The organism is Shewanella sp. SG41-4 (assembly GCF_014164505.1).
Classification (GTDB): Bacteria; Pseudomonadota; Gammaproteobacteria; order Enterobacterales; family Shewanellaceae; genus Shewanella.
Genome location: NZ_JACJFI010000662.1, coordinates 1 through 1,098, shown reverse-complemented (window position 1 = coordinate 1,098; position 1,098 = coordinate 1). Strand labels below are relative to the sequence as shown.

Here is a 1,098-nt window from a genome sequence, read left to right as displayed (position 1 = left end):
CGCTAAAATTGCGTTGGTGTCGGTCAACTTGTCTGTTGATTCCATTTTTACTTCCACGTTAATAAAGGGACTGATTATGCGGCATAAAATTTGCCATGCAGTCGTTCATCTTTCGCTAAACCTTATCGTTAAGGCTCAACGTACAAAATATCACTATCCGCCAGTTTGCTAAAGTCATTGAAACAAACCTTAACAATTTAACCAAACTTACTCTCAGCTTAATCATCGCTCATCAGTAAATCCAGCACAATTGCGTATAGCGGCATATTATAAAGCCCGCGACAGCGAATGCGACCATGATTTAATCTAATTTGTTCGCTATTTAACCAAATAGGCAAGTTTCGAAACTTTTTACCATGTTTTCTAAACCAATTTGATCATCATGATCGAATCGATTCAGTAATGGGCTGTCAATATCTAAAACAGCCACAACCTCATTTCCCTGTCTAACAGGGATCACAATTTCTGAATTACTGGCAGAATCGCATGCAATATGGCCATCAAATTGATGAACGTCTGCAACTCGCTGGGTTTTGTTTTCTGCTGCAGCTGTGCCACAAACACCCTTGCCCATATTGATACGGGTACAAGCCACTTTACCTTGAAATGGGCCAAGGACTAATTGTTCACCACGCTTGATATAAAAACCTGCCCAGTTTAAGTCTTCTAGGTTGTCATTTAGCAACGCTGAAAAATTAGCCATTGCCGCAATCAAATCATCTTCACCTTCAAGTAAAGCTTGTGCTTGGCGATTTAATGTTTGGTAAAATTCGGTTTTCATTTCCATTCCTTAAGCTGACACCCACTCCAAGAATGAGTGATGAATAAGACTATTCTGCTGATGCACTTTTAGTCGAAGTCTTTTTAGTTTTCGCTGTAGGAGCGTTTTTAACCTGTACTAAGCCTTTTAGCAAGTTAGAAAGCTCATCTTTATTGTTTGCTAGATAAAATGCCAACTGTTCGCATTTAATTTCATCAAGTCCTAGATCTGCCTTCATTAGAAATGGCACTAGTTTATCGGAAATCTCAATCATCTTATCGTATGTATCAGCCTCTTTCTTCGATATACATGTCATCTTTTTCACCCCTTCTCTGTCT

2 protein-coding genes are annotated in these 1,098 nt (G+C 39.0%); both read right to left on the bottom strand.

Features of this window, described 5'->3' with window-relative positions; genetic code table 11:
• Positions 1-322 precede the first annotated feature (322 nt).
• On the bottom strand, positions 323-781 hold the full coding sequence (locus H5202_RS23090; RefSeq protein WP_182774065.1) for a GAF domain-containing protein: 459 nt from the start codon (positions 779-781) through the stop codon (positions 323-325).
• Positions 782-830: 49 nt separating this feature from the next.
• The coding region (locus H5202_RS23085) for a YebG family protein (protein WP_182774064.1) at positions 831-1,098 on the bottom strand (268 nt) is incomplete at its 5' end.